General features: G+C 62.8%; 16 protein-coding genes and 3 tRNA genes. 6 read left to right on the plus strand and 13 right to left on the minus strand.

What is annotated here, in order from left to right; all coding sequences use genetic code 11:
* The first annotated feature begins 5 nt into the window (after positions 1 to 5).
* The gene (gene acpS / locus H351_RS13660) at positions 6 to 404 is read left to right on the plus strand and encodes a holo-ACP synthase AcpS (protein WP_020970027.1); all 399 of its coding nucleotides are present in this window, start codon (positions 6 to 8) and stop codon (positions 402 to 404) included.
* A 58-nt stretch (positions 405 to 462) separates the two neighbouring features.
* Here acpS and H351_RS13665 read toward each other — a convergent pair whose 3' ends face one another.
* Positions 463 to 1,164, minus strand: coding sequence for a TetR family transcriptional regulator (locus H351_RS13665; RefSeq protein ID WP_019749142.1), 702 nt, complete (start codon positions 1,162 to 1,164; stop codon positions 463 to 465).
* Positions 1,165 to 1,454: 290 nt separating this feature from the next.
* Between H351_RS13665 and H351_RS13670 the strand changes: the two genes are divergently transcribed.
* Positions 1,455 to 2,804, plus strand: a complete 1,350-nt coding sequence (locus H351_RS13670) for a dipeptidase (protein ID WP_029255693.1) — start codon at positions 1,455 to 1,457, stop codon at positions 2,802 to 2,804.
* Here H351_RS13670 and bcp read toward each other — a convergent pair.
* Positions 2,801 to 3,274 (minus strand): thioredoxin-dependent thiol peroxidase, encoded by a 474-nt coding sequence (bcp, locus tag H351_RS13675; RefSeq protein ID WP_019749140.1) that lies wholly within the window; start codon positions 3,272 to 3,274, stop codon positions 2,801 to 2,803. The two genes, H351_RS13670 and bcp, sit on opposite strands and share 4 nt — an antisense overlap.
* A 145-nt stretch (positions 3,275 to 3,419) precedes the next feature.
* Between bcp and H351_RS13680 the strand changes: the two genes are divergently transcribed.
* The gene (locus H351_RS13680; protein WP_003945299.1) at positions 3,420 to 3,641 is read left to right on the plus strand and encodes a DUF3618 domain-containing protein; all 222 of its coding nucleotides are present in this window, start codon (positions 3,420 to 3,422) and stop codon (positions 3,639 to 3,641) included.
* A 66-nt stretch (positions 3,642 to 3,707) separates the two neighbouring features.
* Here H351_RS13680 and H351_RS13685 read toward each other — a convergent pair.
* The 3 genes from H351_RS13685 to H351_RS13695 form a co-directional block, all read right to left on the minus strand.
* Positions 3,708 to 3,780: transfer RNA gene (locus tag H351_RS13685), tRNA-Lys, on the minus strand.
* Positions 3,781 to 3,873: 93 nt separating this feature from the next.
* Positions 3,874 to 5,304 (minus strand): amidase, encoded by a 1,431-nt coding sequence (locus H351_RS13690; RefSeq protein ID WP_029255692.1) that lies wholly within the window; start codon positions 5,302 to 5,304, stop codon positions 3,874 to 3,876.
* 111 nt (positions 5,305 to 5,415) lie between these two features.
* A tRNA-Lys gene (locus tag H351_RS13695) sits at positions 5,416 to 5,488 on the minus strand.
* 329 nt (positions 5,489 to 5,817) lie between these two features.
* On the opposite strand from H351_RS13695, the gene H351_RS13700 reads away from it, so the two are divergent.
* Positions 5,818 to 7,026, plus strand: coding sequence for a L,D-transpeptidase (locus tag H351_RS13700; RefSeq protein WP_019749139.1), 1,209 nt, complete (start codon positions 5,818 to 5,820; stop codon positions 7,024 to 7,026).
* Between the two features lie 134 nt (positions 7,027 to 7,160).
* On the opposite strand, the gene H351_RS13705 is transcribed toward H351_RS13700, so the two are convergent.
* Positions 7,161 to 8,123: an oxidoreductase gene (locus tag H351_RS13705; RefSeq protein ID WP_029255691.1), complete on the minus strand. Its 963-nt coding sequence runs from the start codon at positions 8,121 to 8,123 to the stop codon at positions 7,161 to 7,163.
* Between the two features lie 55 nt (positions 8,124 to 8,178).
* Between H351_RS13705 and H351_RS13710 the strand changes: the two genes are divergently transcribed.
* The gene (locus tag H351_RS13710; protein ID WP_019749137.1) at positions 8,179 to 8,589 is read left to right on the plus strand and encodes a MerR family transcriptional regulator; all 411 of its coding nucleotides are present in this window, start codon (positions 8,179 to 8,181) and stop codon (positions 8,587 to 8,589) included.
* Positions 8,590 to 8,825: 236 nt separating this feature from the next.
* On the opposite strand, the gene H351_RS13715 is transcribed toward H351_RS13710, so the two are convergent.
* Both H351_RS13715 and orn read right to left on the minus strand, forming a co-directional pair.
* Positions 8,826 to 8,898 (minus strand) — tRNA-His (locus H351_RS13715).
* Between the two features lie 84 nt (positions 8,899 to 8,982).
* A complete protein-coding gene (gene orn / locus H351_RS13720; RefSeq protein WP_024487359.1) occupies positions 8,983 to 9,582 on the minus strand; it encodes an oligoribonuclease in 600 nt (199 codons plus the stop codon).
* A 120-nt stretch (positions 9,583 to 9,702) separates the two neighbouring features.
* Here orn and H351_RS13725 point away from each other — a divergent pair, with 120 nt between their 5' ends.
* A complete protein-coding gene (locus tag H351_RS13725) occupies positions 9,703 to 11,451 on the plus strand; it encodes a helicase HerA-like domain-containing protein (RefSeq protein ID WP_029255690.1) in 1,749 nt (582 codons plus the stop codon).
* 19 nt (positions 11,452 to 11,470) lie between these two features.
* On the opposite strand, the gene lysA is transcribed toward H351_RS13725, so the two are convergent.
* The 5 genes from lysA to H351_RS13750 form a co-directional block, all read right to left on the minus strand.
* The gene (lysA, locus tag H351_RS13730; RefSeq protein ID WP_021333447.1) at positions 11,471 to 12,814 is read right to left on the minus strand and encodes a diaminopimelate decarboxylase; all 1,344 of its coding nucleotides are present in this window, start codon (positions 12,812 to 12,814) and stop codon (positions 11,471 to 11,473) included.
* A 153-nt stretch (positions 12,815 to 12,967) separates the two neighbouring features.
* Positions 12,968 to 13,405 carry a hypothetical protein gene (locus H351_RS13735; protein ID WP_029255689.1) on the minus strand — a complete coding sequence of 146 codons (438 nt, stop codon included), beginning with the start codon at positions 13,403 to 13,405 and terminating at the stop codon, positions 12,968 to 12,970.
* 172 nt (positions 13,406 to 13,577) lie between these two features.
* A complete protein-coding gene (gene cmrA, locus H351_RS13740) occupies positions 13,578 to 14,381 on the minus strand; it encodes a mycolate reductase (RefSeq protein WP_019749133.1) in 804 nt (267 codons plus the stop codon).
* 19 nt (positions 14,382 to 14,400) lie between these two features.
* Positions 14,401 to 16,431, minus strand: a complete 2,031-nt coding sequence (locus H351_RS13745) for an NADPH-dependent 2,4-dienoyl-CoA reductase (protein WP_021333446.1) — start codon at positions 16,429 to 16,431, stop codon at positions 14,401 to 14,403.
* Positions 16,428 to 17,018: a PadR family transcriptional regulator gene (locus tag H351_RS13750; protein WP_020970016.1), complete on the minus strand. Its 591-nt coding sequence runs from the start codon at positions 17,016 to 17,018 to the stop codon at positions 16,428 to 16,430. Before H351_RS13750 ends, H351_RS13745 begins: the two co-directional genes overlap by 4 nt.
* Positions 17,019 to 17,105 lie beyond the last annotated feature (87 nt).

Genomic DNA, 17,105 nt, shown 5'->3' on the forward strand with positions numbered 1-17,105 from the left:
ACGGTATGGGAGTTCTGGGTATCGGCTTCGACCTCGTGACGGTGTCGGAGTTCGCCGAGCAATTGAACAGGCCGGGAACGGCAATGCTCGACAACTTCACACCGGGCGAGCGTCGAGACGCCGCTACCCGGAGCTCCGAACCGGCACGACATTTCGCCGCCCGGTGGGCAGCGAAGGAAGCAGTGATCAAGGCATGGTCAACTGCTCTCTTCGCCAGCCCGCCGGTGCTGGGGGAGATGATCCACAATCAGATCGAGGTCATCTCGGACGCCTGGGGTCGCCCGGGCATCCGGCTTCGCGGTGACGTGGCCAAACACCTCACCGGAGTGAAAATTCATATCTCGCTCACCCACGACGGGGACATGGCGGGCGCTTTCGCGGTCATCGAATCCGACCCGGAGTAGCACTGCCGGACACGAAAGAGCCGGTCTCCCAAGGGGAGACCGGCTCTTTGTCGTTCGACTAGTCCTTCGTGCGGGATTCCTTCTCGGCGACGAGGAGATACGCGATCATCAACCTTTTCAGTTCGGCGACGGCGTCGGCATGCGACTGACCGTCCTGAACCGAGAAATTGAGCATCGAATACACCACGTGGACAAGAACTTCCGCCATCATCAGGCGACGATCTCGCCGCGTACGAGGCGTCAACGGACCGAGCATTTTCGCTACGGTCTCGGCGAATTGCTTTTCGTGAATGACTCCGGTGGCCCGCGTGGACGGCGTCGACTGCATCGCCAGCCAGACCTCGCGGCGCGATGGATCGGACGTCCACAGTCCGGCCATGTGATCGACGAAACTGTTCAGGAACCGCAACCAGTCGAGCGAGGGTACTTCGCCGCCGAACTGCGCAAGCTCGTGCTGGACCCCGACGAGGTCCTGGCGGTTCAATTCGCACACGATGACGTACTTGTTCGCGAAGAATTGGTAGAGCGTCCCGATCGGGACGTCAGCACGTGCCGCGACCTCTTCGCAGGTGAACGATTCGAAACCGACATCGGTGAGGAGTTCCCGTGACGCTGCCAGGAGTGCGTCGAATTTACGCTGGCTGCGCTCTTGCGTCGGACGCTTGCGCGGCAGCAGTTCCTGCGGTTCTTCGAGGCTCTGAGGATTCTCCAGTGCTGGGTCGACTCGTCGCCGCGCGCGGTTACGAGTCGTGGGCTGCACGTCTTCCAGGCTATCGGTGTTTTCTGTCGAATTTGGGACTTGTGCATTATCCGGTGTCATCGGCCACCTACTTCGGCGGTCGTGATCGGTCGAAACGCACCGCGCAGGTGCGCGCACACGAGTCCCGATGCTGTTGCCACACCTCGATACTAGGTGACCACCTGTCCAGTAGCTGAAGAGGTTGCTGCGCGGTGTGGCGCAACGGCGATCCTGCCGACTCCCTACGCCCGATTCGGGCACACTGAGATTCTTCGGGCACACCGAGGTTCGATGCCGAGGAGAGGGAGACGATGACGGAAGAACTGCGAACCGCGGTACGTGAACTCATGCCGCGTGCCCATGAGGATCTGAGTGCACTTGTGGCGATGAAGTCCGTCGCAGATGCACGGCAGTACCCGCCGGAAGAATGCGCAGCCGCGGCACATTGGGTCCTGGAGGCATTCCGCGATCAGGGTTTCGCCGATATCGAGGCGATCGAGACCCCCGACGGCTCGGCCGCCGTCGTCGGTCGTCGACCAGGTCCAGACGGTGCTCCGACCGTTCTGCTGTACTGCCACTACGACGTTCAGCCGCCGGGAAACGAAGAGCTCTGGGGCTCGCCGCCTTTCACACTCACCGAGCGGGGTGGACGGTGGTACGGACGCGGCGCTTCCGACTGCAAGGGCAACGTCGTCATGCATCTGACAGCTCTGCGAGCGCTCGCCGCTGCCGGTGTGGATCCGAGCGCACATCTGACGATCGTCGCCGAAGGATCCGAGGAGATGGGCACTGGCGGTCTCGAGGATCTGGTGCGAGAGCGGCCCGAACTTTTTGCGGCCGACATGATCCTGATCGCCGATACCGGCAACACCGAGGTGGGGGAGCCGACGATCACGACATCACTGCGCGGGATCGCCAACGTGGTGGTCCACGTGTCGACGCTCGAGGGTGAGATTCACTCCGGTGTCTTCGGTGGACCGGCACCCGATGCGATCACCGCGCTGGTGCACATTCTCTCGACGCTGCACGACGGCGCCGGAAACACCACTGTCGAAGGCTTGACCAACGACCAGGAGTGGGAGGGAGTCAGTTACGACGGCGATCAGTTCCGCTCCGACGCCGGGGTACTCGAAGGGGTACAGCTGACTGGTTCCGGTTCGGTCGCCGAGCAGGTGTGGGCTCGTCCGGCGCTGACCATCCTGGGTATCGACTGCCCGCCGGTCGTGGGTTCTGCGGCGGCAATCACGCCCCGTGCATCCGCACGCCTGAATCTTCGTGTCCCGCCTGGCACGGATCCGGCGCAGGCACAGAAGTTGTTGACTGACCACCTCCGCGCAGCGGCGCCGTGGGGCGTCCACATCGAGGTCGTACCGGAATCGACGGGATCACCGTTCTCGTCCTCGACGGAAGGAACGGGATTCGCGCAGCTGAAGTCTGCGCTGACCGATGCCTACGGCCGCGAAGTGGGGTTTGCCGGCCAAGGGGGATCGATTCCGCTGTGCAGTGCGTTGGCCGAGCAGTTCCCCGACGCGGAGATCGCGTTGATCGGCGTCGAGGAACCGCAGTGCCGCATTCATGCACCTGACGAAAGCGTCGACCCGTCGGAGACCGAGAATCTCGCTTTCGCGGAGGCGCTGTTCTTGAGCAGGTACGGGAGTTAGACGGATAGATCGCGTCGTAGCTTGGCGACGTGGCCGGTGGCCCGGACGTTGTACTGGGCCACCTCGATCTTGCCTTCCTCGTCGACGAGGAACGTCGAGCGGATGACGCCCTGGACCGTCTTGCCGTACATCTTCTTCTCTCCGAATGCGCCCCAGGCTTCGAGCGTCGCCTTCTCGGGGTCGGAGAGCAGCGGGAAGGTCAGCTCTTCGGTATCGCGGAACTTCGCGAGTTTTGCTGGCTTGTCCGGCGAGATTCCGACGACCTCCAGCCCGGCGCCGTTCAATTCGGCGAGGCTGTCGCGGAAGTCGCAGGCCTGCTTGGTGCACCCCGGGGTGCTGGCCGCGGGGTAGAAGTACACGATGACCTTGCGGCCGCGGTAATCGTGAAGCGAAACCTCGTTGCCGTCGGCGTCTGGGAGCGTGAAATCCGGCGCGACGTCGCCGGCGGACAATCTACTGTTCTCGGTCACGGGAATCGAGGTTAGTCGAGAAATTGCGCGGCAGGTGGGCGCGAGGGCATTCTGCTCCTCTACGGTAGAGCGAAGTGTCGGCGCGCTGCGTCCGCACAGCAGACCCGCACACAGAGCAGCAGAACACAGACAAGTTGGAGGACACGTGCCCAGGGACACCGAGAGCATCGAACGCGAGATCGAGAAGGCGCGTAACCAGCTCGCGAGCACACTCGACGAACTGACGGTCCGCACCAACCCGAAGCGGCTGGTCGAGAACACCAAGAAGACGGTGCTCGCCAAGCTCAACGAGCCGGCAGTGAAGTACGCGCTGATCGCAGTTGGTTCCGTGGTGGGACTACTCGTGGTCCGGAAGATCATTCGCTGACCCGAGTTTTCGAAGGCAGAACATGAAGAAGGCCCCCACCTGGTGAGGTGGGGGCCTTCTTGCAAGTGCGCCCACAGGGACTCGAACCCCGGACCCAGTGATTAAGAGTCACTTGCTCTACCAACTGAGCTATAGGCGCTCGCTCTTGCGAGACAGAACATTAGCCGACAGGCTCAGGAGTTTGCAAAACGCGTGTTCATCGTGGTGACGATGGTTACATCGCTTCCGGAATTCACGAGTGTGGCGGGCGTGAATCCGGCCAGCGGACGGTGCTTTCCAACTGCTGTGCGACGGCGAGAATCGCCGATTCGCCACCGCTTCGCGCAACCAGTTGGACGCTCAGGGGGAGTCCATGTTCGGAGAAGCCGGCGGGTACCGCGGCCGCCGGGTTGCCGCAGACATTCCAGATAGAACAGTAGGCGGCGATCGGCAACGCCTTGCGGACTGCGGACAGAAGGCCGGTTCCTTCGAGTTGTCCGATCGGGCGTGGCAGCGCGGGCGTCGTCGGCATCAGGACAAGGTCGAAGGTGTCGAAGACCTGGTTGACCGTCGCTGCAATTCGCTGACCTTTGCGGTAGGCGAATTTGCCGACGCGCGCGGGTGCAGCTATCCGGCCGATCGAGGCGAGCGCTCGCGTGCGCTTCTCGAGAAGCGCTGGATGATCGACACGAAGCGCTTCGTCGCGGACACCGCCGAGTACCTGCGGGAGAAAAGCGGCAGTGGCGTCCGGGTACTCGGGATCGTGTTCTTCGACGTGATGTCCCAACGCGCTCAACATCTCTGCGATCGAGAGCACCGCGGCAACGATCTCCGCTGACGGGCGGACGCCCCGGACCGGACTCCGGGTGGACACCGCGATGCGAAGCGGCCCGGGTGCCGAGACGGCCGCGTCGGCAAAGCTGGTTCGGAGCGTTTCGGCTGTGTAGTCGTCGATCTCGGTGGTACCGGTGATTGCGTCGTATACGAGCGCGCTGTCCTCGACCGAACGAGTGAGAGGCCCGAGTGTGCCGAGTGCGCGCCAGAGGTTTCGGTTCGGCGCGGTGCTCACCCGACCGCGTTGCGGCTTGAGCCCGAACAACCCGCAGAACGCCGAAGGCAATCGTATGGAACCGCCGCCGTCGCCGCCTATTGCCGCCGCGACCATTCCCGACGCGACGGCCGACGCAGATCCTCCGCTCGATCCGCCGGTGGATATGCCGGTGTCCCAAGGGTTTCTCGTGTATCCGTTTGCGGCAGTCTCGGTGAAGGGCCAGATGCCGAACTCGGGCATCGTCGTCTTGCCGACGATCACCGCACCCGCTTCGCGCAACCTGCGGACAACCTCTGAATCGGCCGATGCGATGCGCGTTGCTGCCGCACCGCCGTACGTCGTCGGCGTTCCGGCGACGTCGTTCTCGTCCTTGATTGCAATCGGGACTCCGTGCAGTGGGCCCAGGGTTTTGCCGTCGGCCTGACGTTGATCGAGCCGTGTCGCCTCGTCGAGTGCTTCGTCCGCGAGAACTCGTGCAAATGCGTTGAGCGTCGAATCGAGGCGCTCGATACGGCGAAGTGTGGTCTCGGTGAGTTCGCGGGCGGACAAAGCTCCGGACCGGATCAGAGCTGCCTGACCTGCCACCCCGGCAAATGCCAGTTCGCCGCCGGGCGTGAATTCGCGCTCAGTCATCAGACCTCCAGGCCGTGGTTCCGGTAACTGTGAAGTCTATTCACCACGACCTGTCCACCAAGCCACAAAGAAAAATCCCCACCTTCCGAAGAAGGTGGGGACCTTTGCAAGTGCGCCCACAGGGACTCGAACCCCGGACCCAGTGATTAAGAGTCACTTGCTCTACCAACTGAGCTATAGGCGCTCGCTCTTGCGAGACAGAACATTAGCCGAATCGCCGGTTCGGGAGCAAATCGCCAGGTGGCGGCCTCGCTGCCGTAGTCCAATCGGAGGAAATCCGCTGAAAGCGGTAACAAAACGGACGGTTCGGAGCGATTGATACTTGAACGTTACTGACGGCGTGGCCCTTCATGACCGTTGGTAACGAGCGCGCCTGGCATCATTGGTGCAGCGCAGTCATACCGCAAGTCCCACTTGCCTTCCGGTAAGTGGGATTCGCATGTGATGCGGAAGTTAGTCGGAGAAATTGTGAAGCGGAGTCGAACGATGAGTCGTCAAAGGTGGGGTCTGTCCGTGCGCGGGGGGAACGGTCGAGTGTCGAAGAGTGCGGCGATGATCGCGGTGTCTCTCGGTGCGCTCGTTCTGGTCACCGCGTGCACGTCGGGTGGCAAGGACGTCAGCACCGAGGGATCGGCGCCGATCGATTCCAATCCGCTCACCGAACTCATCAAGCCGAAGCTCACCTCGACCGCCGCCGACGGCGCTGTCGGCTTCTCGCCGGGCGACCCGGTCAAGATCAACGTCGCTGACGGCGCCCTGTCCGACGTGACGATGGTCAATCAGGACGGCAAGGCAGTTGCCGGCGCGATTGCTGCCGACGGTGCGTCGTGGACGACCACCGAACCGCTCGGCTACAACCGCAAGTACAAAATCGAAGCCCGCGCATTCGGATTGGGCGGCGCCAGTACGACGGTCACGTCCTTCACCACCAGCGCGCCCGGCAACGTCACCAAGCCGTATGTCTTGCCGAACGAGGGCGACGTGGTCGGCATCGGTCAGCCCATCGCGGTGCAGTTCGACGAGAACATCCCCGATCGCAAGGCTGCCGAAGCCGCGATCACCGTCACCACGACTCCGACCGTCGAAGGTGCGTTCTACTGGGTCAACAATCGTGAGGTCCGTTGGCGTCCGGAGAACTACTGGGCACCCGGCACCAAGGTCGACGTGAGCGTCAACGTGTACGGGCGCAATCTCGGCAAGGGAGTCTTCGGGCAGGAAGACGCGAAGAGTTCCTTCACCATCGGTGATGCCGTCATCGCCACGGCGGACGACAACACCAAGCAGGTCACTTTCCAGGTCAACGGTGAGACCGTCATGACCATGCCCACCTCCATGGGCAAGGACAGCACTCCCACCGACAACGGCGTCTACATCATCGGCGACCGCTTCGCGAACATGATCATGGACTCGTCCACGTACGGCGTCCCGGTCACCTCGGCGCAGGGTTACAAGACCCCCGTCGACTGGGCGACCCGAATGTCCTACAGCGGTATCTTCTTCCACTCGGCGCCGTGGTCGGTCGGGCAGCAGGGCTACTCCAACACCAGTCACGGCTGCCTCAACCTGAGCCCGTCCAACGCCAAGTGGGTCTACGACAACACCAAGCGTGGGGACATCGTCGTCGTCAAGAACACCGTCGGCGGAACGCTCTCCGGCACCGACGGCCTCGGTGACTGGAACATTCCCTGGAGCGTCTGGAAGACCGGCAACGCGGACGTCTGAGTGCGTCCCTGAAGCACTGAACGTCAGAATGCCCCCGACCGTCCGGTTGGGGGCATTTCTGCATCAGTATTCCTTTTGTGAGCGAAAGTGCCTCTTGGTCTATCTGAGGCGACGGGAGGTACGTTCGCTCGGCGTCAGCGTCGACCGAAGGCGTCCACTCCGGTCATTTCAGCGGACAGTGCCCACAATCTGCGTGCGTCGTCGCGATCGGTAGCCCAAGGCTTCACGCCGCCGACGCTCATGTCATCAGTCTGCGCGACGTCCGCGATGTTGCAGTCCTGGAGGTACGCGCCGGAGTGATCGGCGAGTATCGGTGCCGTCGCTGCCAACACCGTTGTAGCGGCGCCCTGGGAGGGAGTCTTGAATCCCGGCACGGCGTCGCCATTCGACGTCGTCCATCCGAGATCGTGTTTCTCCGATGCAGAGAAGTGACGTTGAAGGGGAGTGAGGATGCTCCCGGGATGGACGGAGAACGCAGTGATACCGCGTGAAGCACCGGCGCTCGCCAGCTGTACAGCGAATAGAGCATTTGCAGTCTTGGCTTGACCGTACGCAAGCCAGCGGTCGTAACCGTTGCGGAAATGTATGTCATCCCAACGCACTCCCGACAGAAAATGTCCCGCCGACGAGACAGCGACTACGCGAGAACCGTTTGCGGGTATGGCTGGCACAAGCAGGTTCACCAGTACAAAGTGCCCGAGGTGATTGATCGCGAATTGCGATTCCCAGCCCGAGCCGACACGGAGTTCCGGGCAGGCCATGACCCCCGCATTGCAGATGATGATGTCCGGGGTGATCCGGGATTCGAGAATTTCTCGCGCACACGATCTGACACTGCTCGGGTCCGACAGGTCGCACGCTCGCACTTCGATACCCGGAAGGTCGGCCACCGCGCTCCGTGCCTGTTCTGGTCGGCGGGCAAGAACTACAACTCGCGCGCCGACCGAAGAAAGTGACCGCGAAATCTCGTATCCGAGTCCGGAGTACCCGCCAGTGACCAATGCAGTTGTGCCGGTTAAATCTTGTCCGGCAAGTACGTCGTCGGCAGTGGAGATTCGGGAGAATCCGGTGTTGATTTTGCGCTGAATGGAATTCATGGCCGCGACCGTAAAATCTGGAGTGCACTCCAGGTCAAGGAAAGGTAGACGGGCAATGCGTGAACTATCAATCGGTGACGTAGCTGTCGAGACCGGAATCAGCATCGATTCCCTTCGATACTTCGAACGTGAGGAATTGCTCGTTCACGAGGTTGCGCGCTCGGCAGGTGGGCGTCGGGTCTACGCCGAAAACGATGTCGCTTGGTTGAAGCTGTGCAATCGATTCCGAGACTCGGGTATGCCGATAGCAACGATTCGCGAATTCGCCGCACTCGTCAGGTCAGGGCCGGGAAACGAGAAGGAACGGCTTTCACTTCTACAAAAGCATGAGGTGTTGATTCGATCCAGGATCTCTGCGCTGCAGGACAACCTGACCGTCATCCACGACAAGGTTTCGGCATACGAGCGACACGTTCGCGAGGGGACCGTCGCAGGTGTCTGGGAGCCGCAACCGTCGCCCGAGTGATCGACGGCTGGGCCATTTGCGGCGATTTCCAGCTACCCCCATGTGAGCGAAAGTGGCTTTCGGTCTATCTGAGGCGACGAGAGGTACGTTCGCTCGGCCCGGGCACGGGTTACTCGGGAGCGGGCGATTTGTCGCGGTCGCCACCCCACCCGGCTGTGGAAGGGGAGATTCGGGCCGGCGCACAAACCAAAAGAACCCCCGAAAATGTCTTTCGACATCTTCGGGGGTTCCGCTTGGGTGAGCGACGGGACTCGAACCCGCGACAGCCAGGATCACAACCTGGTGCTCTACCAACTGAACTACGCCCACCATTGCCTCGGCCACCGGTTTGACCCGGCTGCTTTGACGAAAGAGATACTAGCGCGAAAGTCGGTCAGGAAGCCAATCGGCAGGTCAGGCGGGACCCAAGCCCTCTACGACGGCTGCGATCTCCGCGCTCGACGGTCCGGGCGCCGCGACGAATGCAGTGCCGCGGTAGTACTTGAGTTCGCGGATGGATTCCTTGATGTCGGCGAGTGCCCGGTGGGCGAGACCTTTTTCGGGCTGGCCGAAGTAGATTCGCGGGTACCAGCGGCGGGAGAGTTCCTTGATGGAGCTGACATCGATCATCCGGTAGTGCAGGTATGTGTCCAGCGCCGTCATGTCACGCGAGATGAATCCGCGGTCGGTGGCGATGGAATTACCTGCCAGGGGAGCCGTACCGGCGACGGGAACGTGCTTGCGGATGTACGCGAGCACCTCTTTCTCCGCCTCGGCGAGGGTGACCGTCGACTTACGAACCTCTTCGGTCAGTCCCGACTTCGCATGCATCTTCTTCACGACGTCGGGCATTGCAGCCAATGCGTCGTCGTCGGCGTGGATGACGATGTCCACACCTTCGCCCAAGATGTTCAAGTCGCTGTCGGTCACCAGAGCCGCAATCTCGATGAGTTTGTCCGACTCGAGTCGCAGCCCGGTCATTTCACAATCGATCCATACCAATTTGTCCTGCACCAGGAACACAGTAGTGCGCGCGGGCGCGGGATAAGGTCTGCGGTGGAAACTCGACGTGTGTAAGACGGCGTTCGGGTGATGACAAGAACTGCGCCGCATTGCAACGAGGAGGGCTTTTCGATGACCGTGGATCCGAAGGAAGGAGCCGCGCCGCTGACGCCGGCGGAGAAGGCGAAAGCTGCCAAGGCTGCCGCTGCCGAAGCCGCTCGGATTGCAGCTGAAGCCGCTGCGGCAGCTGAGGAAGCCGAGAAGGAAGCGGCTGCCGCTGAGGCCGAAGCATCGGCCGGAGCCACCCCCGCCACCCCCGCTGCTCAGGCGCCGTCCGGTGCTGCAGCTGAAATCGCGGCGGGCTATTCATCCGAGGGGCGGGCACTCGAGCTCGGCTCGGTGGTGATCGACGGAGTGGCAGATCCCACCGCGCGGGTGCGGATTCCATTGGCGACGATCAACCGTCACGGTCTGATTGCCGGTGCGACGGGTACCGGCAAGACCAAGACGTTGCAGGGCATCGCCGAGCAGCTGTCCGCCGCGGGTGTGCCGGTAGTGATGGCCGACGTCAAGGGCGACCTCTCGGGTCTGTCGAAGGCGGGGGATCCGAGCGAGAAGATGAAGGCTCGCGCAGTCGAGACGGGCGACGATTCGTGGACTCCCGCTGGGATGCCAGTCGAGTTCTTGTCGTTGGGAACGGACGGAATCGGTATCCCGGTGCGCGCGACCATCACCAGTTTCGGGCCGATCCTGCTCAGCAAAGTGTTGGGCCTCAACGAGACCCAGGAATCGACTCTCGGACTGATCTTCCACTGGGCCGACACTCAGGGCCTGGCCCTGCTGGACCTCAAGGATCTGCGTTCGGTCATCGCCCACCTGACGAGCGCTGAGGGCAAGGCGGATCTGAAGGGTATCGGCGGAGTTTCCTCCGCGACGGCGGGAGTGATTCTGCGCGCGTTGGTCAACCTCGAAGCCGACGGCGGTGACACCTTCTTCGGCGAACCGGAACTCGAAACCGAGGACCTGCTGCGTGTCGTCGGCGGTGCCGGTGTGATCACGCTGTTCGAACTCGGTGCCCAGGCCGCGCGTCCGGCAATGTTCTCCACCTTCCTGATGTGGGTGCTCGCGGACCTGTTCCAGACGCTGCCCGAAGAGGGAGATCTGGACAAGCCGAAGCTGGTGTTCATCTTCGACGAGGCGCACCTTCTGTTCGCGGACGCGTCGAAGGCCTTCCTGCAGCAGGTCGAACAGACGGTCAAGCTGATTCGCTCCAAGGGCGTCGGCGTGTTCTTCTGCACGCAACTTCCGACCGACATTCCCAATTCGGTGCTGTCACAGTTGGGCGCGCGCGTCCAGCACGCCCTACGCGCATTCACGCCCGACGATCAGAAGGCGCTCAACAAGACCGTTCGTACCTACCCGAAGACCGAGCACTACGACCTGGAAAAGGCACTGACTTCACTCGGCATCGGTGAAGCCATCGTGACCGTGCTTTCGGAAAAGGGTGCGCCGACGCCGGTGGCCTGGACCAAGATTCGTCCTCCGAGGTCGCTGATGGACACCATCGGCAACGACGCGATCAAGGCGGCAGCGTCGTCGAGTCCGCTGAATCAGAAGTACGGCCAGACCATCGACCGCGAGTCGGCGTACGAGAAGCTGACGGCGAAGGTGGCCGGTGCTCCGACGGCGGATCAGTCCGTGGATCTTCCGTCGCTGCCCGATCTGCCGCCACCGCCGCCGGCCGAACCTGAGGGCCCCAACATCGCCGAGCAGATCTTGGGTAACTCGGCCGTGAAGAGCTTCCTGCGTTCTGCGGCTTCGGCTGCAGGGCGGGAGATTTCGCGAAACATCTTCGGTACCGGTAGCCGTCGCAAGCGCTGAGGCTTAGGCGCCCGCGAGGTCAGATGCCGACCTCGCGGGCCAATAGGTCGTTGATCGATTCACGCCTGATCAACGGCCGCGCAATCCCGCCCAGCACAGCGACGACCGGCGGCCGGCCGACGCTGTTGTAGGTGGAGGCCATGCTGTGGTGGTATGCGCCCGTACACGGCACTGCCAACACGTCACCTTCATGTAGGTCGGCGGGAAGCCTTGCTCCGACGGCGATTTCGTCGCCCGATTCGCAGTGCCGCCCGGCGACGGTGACTTCCTGGAGCGGTGCGCTCGAATGCCGGTTCACCAGTTCGACGTCGTAGTGGCTGTCGTACAACGACACCCGAGGGTTGTCGCTCATCCCACCGTCGACGGAAACGAAGGTTCGACCGCCGCTGATCGACTTGATGTTCTGTACGCGATATAGCGTGACTCCGGCGCGCGCGGCGATCGCTCGGCCAGGCTCGAGCACGATTTCGGGGCGAGGGAAGCGGTTTCGGGTGCACGCGTCGTCGAGAGTTTCGTCGATGACGTGAGCGAGGCGGGTCAGATCCAGTTGGGCGTCTCCCGGCATGTATGCGATCCCATGGCCACCGCCGAGATCGAGTTCGGTGAGGATGATTCGATGCGTGCGTCGTATGTCGTCCATCTGTGCGATCATCGTCTCGATCGCGGGGCGGAAGAGTTCGGGATCGGTGATCTGGGAGCCGAGATGGCAATGCAGGCCGATGAGTTGCAGGTGCGCCGCGTTGGCGACGACGGATACCGTACGTTCCAGTTCTTCGGAAAACGCTGGTAGGCCGAACTTTTGGTCCAAGATGCCTGTGGACACTGCCTTGTGTCCGTGTATGTCGATGCCGGGTGTGACTCTGATCAACACCTTCTGTCGGTGGGTACACACCGACGCGAGCCGTACCGCTTCGCTGGGGGAGTCGAGGACGATCCGGCCCACACCCGCGTTGACCGCCGCCCTCAGTTCGGAAACCGATTTGGCATTGCCGTGCAGGATGATTCGGTGGGGGTCCACGCCCGCGGCGAGCGCGACGGCGAGTTCACCGGCGGAACAGACATCCACCCCGAGTCCCTCGTCGGAGACCCAGGTAGCCATCGCTCGAATCATCAGTGCCTTGCCGGCGTACACGATCTCCGAGTCGGGGAAGATCTCTCGATACGTGCGGCAGCGGTGCCGCACGTCCGCCTCGTCGACGACGTACGTCGGTGTGCCGTACTGGTCCGCGATCTCTTCGAGGGAGACGTCGCCGATGCAGACACGCCCGCTGTGGTCGTGGCGAGTACTGATGGGCCACAACGCAGGATCCATACGCGGTGTCATTGCGCCGCGTAGGGAGGGGAAGATTTCGAGTAGCGTCACGTCGATCTCCTGAAGGTGACCCGCCGTGTTGCGGGCTACCTTCAGATCTACTCCCGAAGATCACCGGTGGGGCGGTTCTTGACGCTTACTTGACGCGCCGCCGAACGAGGTTGACGCGGCCCTGACGGGGCTCGAATCACTGTGCCTGTCGAATCACTGTGCTCGCCGGCGCTTCCATCCGAACCAACCGAGCACCGCGAGCAATGCCACCGCGGCGCCTCCGCCGATGACCGCCGATCTGTCGGCGGACACACCAACGGACGGAGTTCCGCCGGCGCTCGGGGCGTAACCGGCGCCGTACACGGACTCGACCGCCGCTTGGATGTCGAACCCGGTTTCGGTAGCCGGCCCGCAGCTGTGCCCCTCGTGCTCGGCGTCGACGTCGTACGGCGCAGAAACGAACATCAGCTGCTCGGTGCCGAGCACGTAGCTTGTGCCACAACCGTTCCCGTTCGCGAGTGTCCCCACCGACGTCACCGATGCCAGATCGCCTTTGTAGACCCGGCTGACGTCGAACAGGTAGGTGTCCTCGAACCCGTCCGAAGTTTTCTCCGTCGGAGTCCCGAGGAAAACGGTGCTGGAGACGCTCACGGCTTCTTCCGGGGTAGCCGATGATGCGCACGAACATGCATTCGCTGCCGTGGGCAGCAGTAAGGGCAACCCTCCGGTCAAAAGAAGGATTGCCCCGACTGCCAGTGTTCTTCGCATCGCCATTAACCGACTATATGGTCTGCTATGGCCTGCTCTGAGAAGTTTGCGTGAATCAGCCGCCGAGCTTCTTGTAGAACGTGCCCACGATGGGCGCAACGACGGCACGCGGGCTGTAGCCGCCCGCGACGGACATCGCCTTGCTCAAGATGCCCGGTACGACGCGCATCTTGTTCTCGGCCAGGCCGTCGAGCGAGACCTTGGCGGTGTACTCGCTCGAGATCCAGAAGAAGTCCGGGACGAGCTTGTCGACGATCGACGCTTCGGCCGGGTCCGGGGTTTCGGTGCGTACTGGGCCTGGGGCGAGCAGGGTGACGTTCACTCCGGTGCCCTTGAGTTCACCTCGCAACGATTCCGCGAAGGTGTTCACGAACGCCTTCGTGGCGGCGTACGTCGCGTTGTTGGGGATCGGCATGTTTCCGGCCGCGGACCCGACCATCAGGATGGCTCCGGACTTGCGTGCGAGCATGCCGGGCAGCACGGCCAGCGTGAGATCGTGCACTGCAACGGCGTTGAGCTCGACCTGGTCGCGCTCGTATGCCGGGTCCAGCTCGGCGATCGGCCCGAAGGTGGCGATACCGGCGTTGTTGCACAGGATGCTGATGTCGCGGCCACCGAGTTCCTCGACCAGAACGGCACGCGCCGCGCTGTCGGAGAGGTCCGATGCACGGACCTCCACCTCGACGCCGTGCGCGGCGCGAAGCTTCTCGGCGAGGACCTCCATGACCTCGCCACGACGGGCAACGAGGATCAGGGAATGTCCGCGTGATGCCAGATCAGCGGCCAGTGCCTCTCCGATGCCGGAGGAGGCGCCGGTCACTACGGCGCGGGCTGTGGTTGTGGGTGTCGGCAGGCTCACGATCAGTCAGCGTAGCCGGTCAGATCTTCGCGGCCAGTCGTGTGCCCTGTTCGATGGCACGCTTGGCGTCGAGTTCTCCTGCCACGTCGGCGCCGCCGATGATGTGGGTCACCACGCCCGCGACGGTCAGTTCGTCCACGAGATCGCGAACCGACTCCTGCCCGGCGCAGATGACGATGGTGTCGACCTCGAGAAGTCGGGGCTTCTCGTGCTTCTCACCGAAGGTGATGTGCAGGCCGGCGTCGTCGATGCGCTCGTAGTTGACGCCCGAGAGCTCGTGGACGCCCTTGTTCTTGAGGGCCGCCCGATGGACCCAGCCGGTGGTCTTCGCGAGGCCGGCGCCGATGCGTCCTGGCTTGCGTTGGAGGAGGTAGACCTCCCGCTCGGAGAGCTCCGGTACCGGAGTGGTTAGAGCGCCCGGGGCCATTTCGGGTTCGGTGACGCCCCATTCCTGCTTCCACTCCTTGAGATGAAGAGTGGGGGAAGTGGGGTGCGTGAGGAATTCGCTCACGTCGACGCCGATGCCGCCGGCGCCGATGACGGCGACGGACTTGCCGACGGGCTTGCCCTCTCGGACGACCTCGGCGTAGGTCAGCACCTTCGAGTTCTCGATGCCGGGGATCTTGGGAACGCGCGGTGTCACGCCGGTGGCAACCACCACTTCGTCGAAGGATCCGATGAGATCTGCCGGTGCGACGCGGGTTTCGAGCTTGACCGTCACTCCGGCCACGTCCAGCATGCGGGTGTAGTAGCGAATGGTTTCGGCGAACTCTTCCTTACCCGGAATGAGCTGTGCGATCCCGAACTGTCCGCCGATCTTGTCCGAAGCCTCGAACAACGTGACCGAATGACCACGCTGAGCAAGATTGAGTGCTGCGGAAAGTCCGGCAGGACCGGCACCGACGACGGCGAGGTTCTTGGTCCGCCGAGTGGGGGAGAGGATCAGTGTGGTTTCGCGGCCCGCGCGCGGGTTGAGCAGGCAGGAGACCTGCTTGTGAACGAAGGCGTGGTCGAGGCAGGCCTGGTTGCAGGCAATGCACGTGTTGATCTCGTCGGACGCTCCACGTTCTGCTTTGTTCACCCAGTCGGGATCGGCGAGCATCGGCCTGGCCATCGAAATCAATTGTGCGTCACCGCGGTTGAGGATCTCTTCGGCAGTCTCGGGCATGTTGATCCGATTCGAGGCGGCTACCGGAATGTCGACGTGCTTCTCGAGTTTGCCGGTGATGTCGACAAAGGCTGCTCGGGGAACCGAGGTGACGATGGTGGGCACCCGTGACTCGTGCCACCCGATGTCGGTGTTGATGATCGTGGCGCCGGCGGCTTCGACTTCCTTTGCCAGTGAGACGATTTCATCCCAGGTCTGACCGCCCTCGACCAGATCTGCCATCGACAGCCGGAACACGATGATGAAGTTCGGGCCGACAGCCTTGCGTGTGCGTCGCACGATTTCGACTGCCATGCGTCGACGGTTCTCGGAACTGCCGCCCCACTGGTCGGTGCGCTTGTTCGTGCGCTCGCAGAGGAACTGGTTGATGAAGTAGCCCTCACCGCCCATGATTTCGACGCCGTCGTAACCCGCGGACTTGGCCAGGCGCGCGCAGCGAACGTAGTTGCGGATCTGCCAACGCACCCCACGGCCGGTCAGCTTGCGCGGACGGAACGGGTTGATGGGCGCCTTGATCGACGACGCGGAGACACTGAAAGGCTGGTAGCTGTAGCGGCCGGCGTGCAGGATCTGCATGGCGATCTTTCCGCCCGCGTCGTGAACCGCCTTGGTGATCCGGCGGTGACGGCGCGCTTCGATGCGGTTGGTCAGCTTGGCACCGAAGGGCAAGAGCCAACCGGTGCGGTTGGGCGCGTAGCCGCCGGTGATGATCAAGCCGACTCCGCCACGGGCACGTTCGGCGAAGTACTCGGCCAAGCGGTCGGTGTCCTTCGCGCGATCTTCGAGGCCGGTGTGGATCGATCCCATGACGACGCGGTTCTTCAGCGTCGTGAATCCGAGGTCGAGCGGTTCCAGCAGGCGGGGGAACTGTGTATCCGTCATGACTGAAGATGTCCTTCCGTGGCGTACTCGCCAGTGTCTTCGATGGCGTACTCGCCAGTGGGCAATGCGTCCAGAACTTCCTGGCACCAGTCGGTGAATCCTTCTTCGACGCGGATACCGCCGCGAAGTACCAGGTACTGGTGCAGTGAAGAGCCGGAAAGTGCTGCTGGATTAGGGAAGTCACGCTTTTCGATGAGTCGGTAGACGTCGAGGCGGGCGGCGTGGCCGTCGCGGTGGCGAGCGACTTCGCGTCGTAGAGCGGGGAGATCGGCGTGCGCTGCGGCCCTGATCTTGATGGCCAACTCGTTGCGCAGGTGGTTCGGTTCGGACGGCTCGGCGATCCATCGGGTCAGTTCGGCGCGGCCGGCATCGCTGACGCGGTACATCTTCTTGTCCGGGCGGCCGTCCTGCGCGATGGCCTCCACCTCCACCCAGCCTGCCTCGTCCATTCGCTTGAGGACTCGGTAGATCTGCTGGTGCGTCGCGCTGTGGAAGAAGCCGATCGACTTGTCGAACCGGCGTGTGAGGTCGTATCCCGACGCATCCTGTTCGGACAGGGAGACGAGCAACGCATGTTCGAGTGCCATGGAAAAAGTATCTATGCACTCAGGTGCGTATGCAACTAAGTGCGTACTAACTTGGGTGCATAGAAGGTTTTGTATGTCGACTTCGGA

This window comes from Rhodococcus erythropolis R138, from assembly GCF_000696675.2.
Classification (GTDB): Bacteria; Actinomycetota; Actinomycetes; order Mycobacteriales; family Mycobacteriaceae; genus Rhodococcus_F; species Rhodococcus_F erythropolis.